Below are 4,560 nucleotides of genomic sequence, written 5' to 3'. Positions count from 1 at the left end.
AAAAAAAAGAAGAGGCTCAATTTCGCGTCCGAATTTTCAATTATTCTTTTAATAATTTCTTTTACCGCTCTCGAACCCAAATCTCCGTTTATCTTTTTAGAAAAAAAATATTTTATCGAAAAAGTTCCCCAAACCGTGTTAAGATATTTTCCGTTGGATATTCTGCTAATTGTCGATTCGCTTAATCCCACTTCAAAAGCCAAATCTTTTAATCTAAGCGGTTTCATAAATTCTTTTCCGTTTTCAAAAAAATCAATTTGCAATTTTAATAAACCTTCTCCGACTCTTTTTAAGCTTTTTTTTCTCTCGTTTACCGCGTTAATCAAATTTTGAGCCTCTTCTTTTTTTTCTTTTAAGTCGTTATTAAAATTACTTTCCTTTAATAGTTTACTATATTTTTTATTAATTTTCAAGAGCGGTATAAAAGTTTCGTTGGTTTTCACTTGCCACTCGTTATTTTCTTTGAATATAAATAATTCTGGAATAATATATTTTACAATCGTTGTGTCGAATTCTCGAGCGGGATAAGGTTCTAAAGTTTGTATCAATTTCAAAGCGTCTAAAATTTCTTTTTCTGCAATATTTAATTTTGATGCTATATATTTATAATTTTTTTTAGATAATTCTTCAAGATAATTTTCCACTATATTTATCGCGTTATTTTTTATGGTTTCGTCCACATTTTCTTTATATTTTAATTGCATTGATAAACATTCCGATATGTTTTTTGCCGCAACTCCGATTGGTTCTAATGTTTTCAATACTTTTACTATTTCGTCAACTTTTTTTATATTTATATTTAGAATATCCGCTATTTCGCCGTAAGGAGTAGTTAAATATCCGTCTTGATTTATAAAAGTAGAAATTTGTTTGGCGATTTCAATATCGTTTTTATTATTAAAAGTTATTTCTATTTGACTTTTTAAATGCTCGAATAAACTTTCTTTCGTATTTGCCGCCGTATTTTCTATTAAACTGTTTATATCAACATCATTTTTTGAATAATTTGATTTTATATCGTATTCTAAAAAAGGATTTTCTTCTATAGTTTTTTCAATTTTTTCTTTTAATTCTATCGCTGGAATTGAAATAGTATTTAACCATAATTTTGTTTGACTGTTTAATCTTAATTCGTTTCTTATCGAAGTATTAATCGAAGTGTTTATAGAACTACGCATATATAGAGTATAGATAATTAATTTATTTTGTCAATGATTAAAATTTTTTATTCTATAAATTTTATAAAATAAAAGATTTATTTTTTAAAATTCTATTAAATAATAACTGATATATTATAAAAAATAATAAAATATATGAAATATTTATAGTAATATATCAAAAAATTATTAATTTTTAATTAAAAAATAATTTTTTTTTGATAAATACTTGACAAATAATTAAAAAAATATTATAATTATATTAAATAAAATAAAAAATGGAGGTATCCAATGAATACTATCATAACAATTACAAATTTTATAACATCGCTTGGTTCAACCGTAATGTTGCCAATAATCATTTTAATATTAGGTTTAATACTTAAAATGAAATTAAGTAAAGCGATAGTTTCGGCGTTAACCATAGGAGTCGGTTTTGTAGGGCTTGGTTTAATAATTAATTTATTAGTAGGAGCTTTAGACCCAGCTACTAAAATTTTAATTGATAAATTTAATTTAAATTTAGTCGCTTTGGATGTGGGTTGGCCAGTCGGTTCGGCAATAGCCTTTGGAACAACCATAGGCGCTTTGATAATACCGATTATATTTTTATTCAATATTATACTTTTATCGTTAAAGCTTACAAAAACATTGGATGTGGATATTTGGAATTATTGGCATTTTGCTTTTTCTGGCTCCATAGCTTATTTATGGTCTGGAAATAATTTAATTATAGGCATAGTAGTCGCTTTAATTCATTGTTTTATATCGTTTAAAATAGCCGACATAACCGCTTCAAAAGTTCAAACTTTCTTTAATATCCCGGGAATTTCTATACCGCAAGGATTTGCAACTACAACTGTTCCTATAGTTTTTATATTGGATAAAATAATTGATAAAATACCTATTATTAAAGATATTAATTTTAATATAGAAAGCATACAAAAAAGATTCGGAATTTTAGGGCTTCCATTGGTTATGGGAACGATTATAGGGCTTATTTTAGGGGTGCTTTCCTATGGATTTAAAAAAGAAAGTCTAAATTTGGCAATACAGATGGGAGCTATTATGGTTTTATGCCCAAGAATAATATCGATTTTCATGGAAGGATTTGCTCCCGTATCCGAAGCCGCCAGAGAATTTATGCAAAAAAGATTTAAGAATCAGGAATTCAATATAGGTTTGGATTCTGCCATTATGATAGGGCATCCGACAACTATATTGGTTGGAGCTATATTAATACCTATAGCTTTGATACTTGCATTTATTTTACCTGGAAATAAAGTTTTGCCTTTTGCTGATTTGGCTTCCACTGCATTTTTTGTAGCGTTTGTTACTCCGCTTGTAAAAGGTAATTTCTTTAGAACTCTAATATATGGAATTATAATAATGATAGTAGTTTTATATGTTTCGTCTGGTTTTGCGGAAGGTTTAACTACGATAGCAAGAAATATAGGTTATGAATTTCCAGCCAATTCTTCTATGATTACTGGATTATCGGAAGGAAATTGGATAGCGTATATATTAACTAATATTGCAAGACTTATAACGGGGAATTAATAATGATAAATATATCTCCATCTATAGCTTCCTCTAATTTATTGGATATTAAAAACGAAATAAAAAAAGTGGAAGATTTTAATAGTTATACTCTACACATAGATATAGAAGACGGAAATTTTGTTCCAAATATTACTTTTGGTATAAAGTTGATAAATATGATTAGAGAGCAAACAAAAATAAATATATCTTATCATTTGATGGTGACAAATCCTTTATTTTGGATATACGAACTGCCATTAAGAGATAACGATATAGTATTTGCTCATGTCGAAAGTTATCAATATCCAAAATATATAGTAAATAGTATAAAAAATAGAGGAGCTAACGCGGGAATAGTTTTTAATCCAGCTACAAGTATAGAACAATATAAATATTTAGTTTCGGTATGCGAGAATATTATGATTATGACAAGCGAACCCGATAAAGATGGAGAATATTTTATTGACGATATGACGGATAAAATATTAATCGCCCAAAAATTGCAATTCAAAAATATATGGGTAGACGGAGGTATAGATAAAAATAGAATAGAAACTTTAAATAAAATAGGAGTATCTAATTTTATAGTGGGAAGATACTTTTTTAATAATGATTTTAAATAATAATTTTTAATTTTTATAATAATTTTTAATTTTTAAGGAGAATAAATAAAATGGATTGGATAAAAAAAATATTTAAAACTAATAAACCTATAATAGCTATGTGCCATTTTCAAGCTATGCCAGGCGACCCGAGATACGATTATAATAAAGGGATGGATTATGTTATAGAATCGGCTTTAAGCGATTTGAAAGCCTTGCAAGAAGGAGATGTCGATGCCGTAATGTTTTCAAATGAATTTAGTATGCCGTATTTGACTAAAACATATCCTATAACCGCTATAAGTATGGCAAGAATAATAGGCGAATTGAAAAGCGAAATAAAAAAACCGTTTGGGGTTAATGTTTTATGGGACCCTACGGCGTCTATAGATTTAGCGGTATCTACGGGAGCAAGTTTCGTCCGAGAGATTTTTACGGGAGTATATGCGAGCGATTTTGGTTTATGGAATATGAATATAGGAGAAATAGCTAGACATAGAGATTCGTTAAGGGCAAATAATATAAAATTATTGTTTAATATAGTGCCTGAAGCTGCAAAATATTTAGCCGACAGAGATATTGAAGATATAGCAAAAACGACCGTATTTAACAATTTACCAGATGCCGTATGCGTTTCTGGAGCGACTGCTGGCATTGAAACCGATAGTTCTATATTAAAAAGAGTGAAAAATAGCATAAAAAATACCCCAGTTTTTGTAAATACTGGAGTTAGGTTGGAAAATGTTCAAGAAAAATTAAAAATAGCGGATGGCGCGGTAGTTGGGACCACATTTAAGAAAGATGGAGAATTTTTTAACGGAGTCGATAAAGTTAGAGTTAAAGAATTCATGGATAAAGTAAAAAGTATAAGATAAATAAGAGATTTTTATGAATATAAATAATAAAGATATTTTGATAAAAAGAGTTTTGGAACTTTCAGATTTAATAGGTCCTTCATACAGAGAAGATAGAGTAATAGAATATTTGGTTAAAGAGTTTAGAAAAATAACTTCAAATGTAGAAGTCGATAATATAGGCAATATTAACGCGATATTTGAATCTAAATCTAATCCAAATAAATTTATTACTTTATTCGCTCATTCCGATGAAATTGGATTTATTATAAAAAAGATAGAAAATAACGGATTTATAAGAATAGAAAGAATCGGAGGAGTAAATAGAAATATTTTGCATGGAGCAACCATACAATTTATAAATGAAAATGGCGATATAAATATTTCCAGAGATGGATTTTAGGA

The 4,560-nt window shown here is 28.0% G+C and carries 5 protein-coding genes; 4 read left to right on the top strand and 1 reads right to left on the bottom strand.

Annotation, left to right across the window (positions count from 1 at the left end; genetic code table 11):
• A partial coding sequence (gene rpoN / locus EZH24_RS07510) for an RNA polymerase factor sigma-54 (RefSeq protein WP_137998501.1) occupies positions 1–1,178 on the bottom strand: 1,178 nt, incomplete at its 3' end.
• Between the two features lie 270 nt (positions 1,179–1,448).
• Between rpoN and EZH24_RS07505 the strand changes: the two genes are divergently transcribed.
• Genes EZH24_RS07505 through EZH24_RS07490 form a run of 4 tightly spaced genes read left to right on the top strand, consistent with a single transcriptional unit; the run spans position 1,449 to position 4,558 of the window.
• Positions 1,449–2,717, top strand: coding sequence for a PTS galactitol transporter subunit IIC (locus EZH24_RS07505; protein WP_137998500.1), 1,269 nt, complete (start codon positions 1,449–1,451; stop codon positions 2,715–2,717).
• A gap of 2 nt (positions 2,718–2,719) precedes the next feature.
• Positions 2,720–3,322 (top strand): ribulose-phosphate 3-epimerase, encoded by a 603-nt coding sequence (locus EZH24_RS07500; protein ID WP_137998499.1) that lies wholly within the window; start codon positions 2,720–2,722, stop codon positions 3,320–3,322.
• 50 nt (positions 3,323–3,372) lie between these two features.
• Positions 3,373–4,176 (top strand): BtpA family protein, encoded by an 804-nt coding sequence (locus tag EZH24_RS07495; protein ID WP_137998498.1) that lies wholly within the window; start codon positions 3,373–3,375, stop codon positions 4,174–4,176.
• Positions 4,177–4,189: 13 nt separating this feature from the next.
• On the top strand, positions 4,190–4,558 hold the full coding sequence (locus EZH24_RS07490; RefSeq protein ID WP_137998497.1) for a hypothetical protein: 369 nt from the start codon (positions 4,190–4,192) through the stop codon (positions 4,556–4,558).
• The last annotated feature ends 2 nt before the right edge of the window (positions 4,559–4,560 follow it).

Origin of the sequence: Brachyspira catarrhinii (assembly GCF_005518285.1) — a bacterium.
Taxonomy (GTDB): domain Bacteria; phylum Spirochaetota; class Brachyspiria; order Brachyspirales; family Brachyspiraceae; genus Brachyspira; species Brachyspira catarrhinii.
Note: the sequence above shows the minus strand (reverse complement) of the source record. Positions and strands in the feature narration are given on the sequence as shown.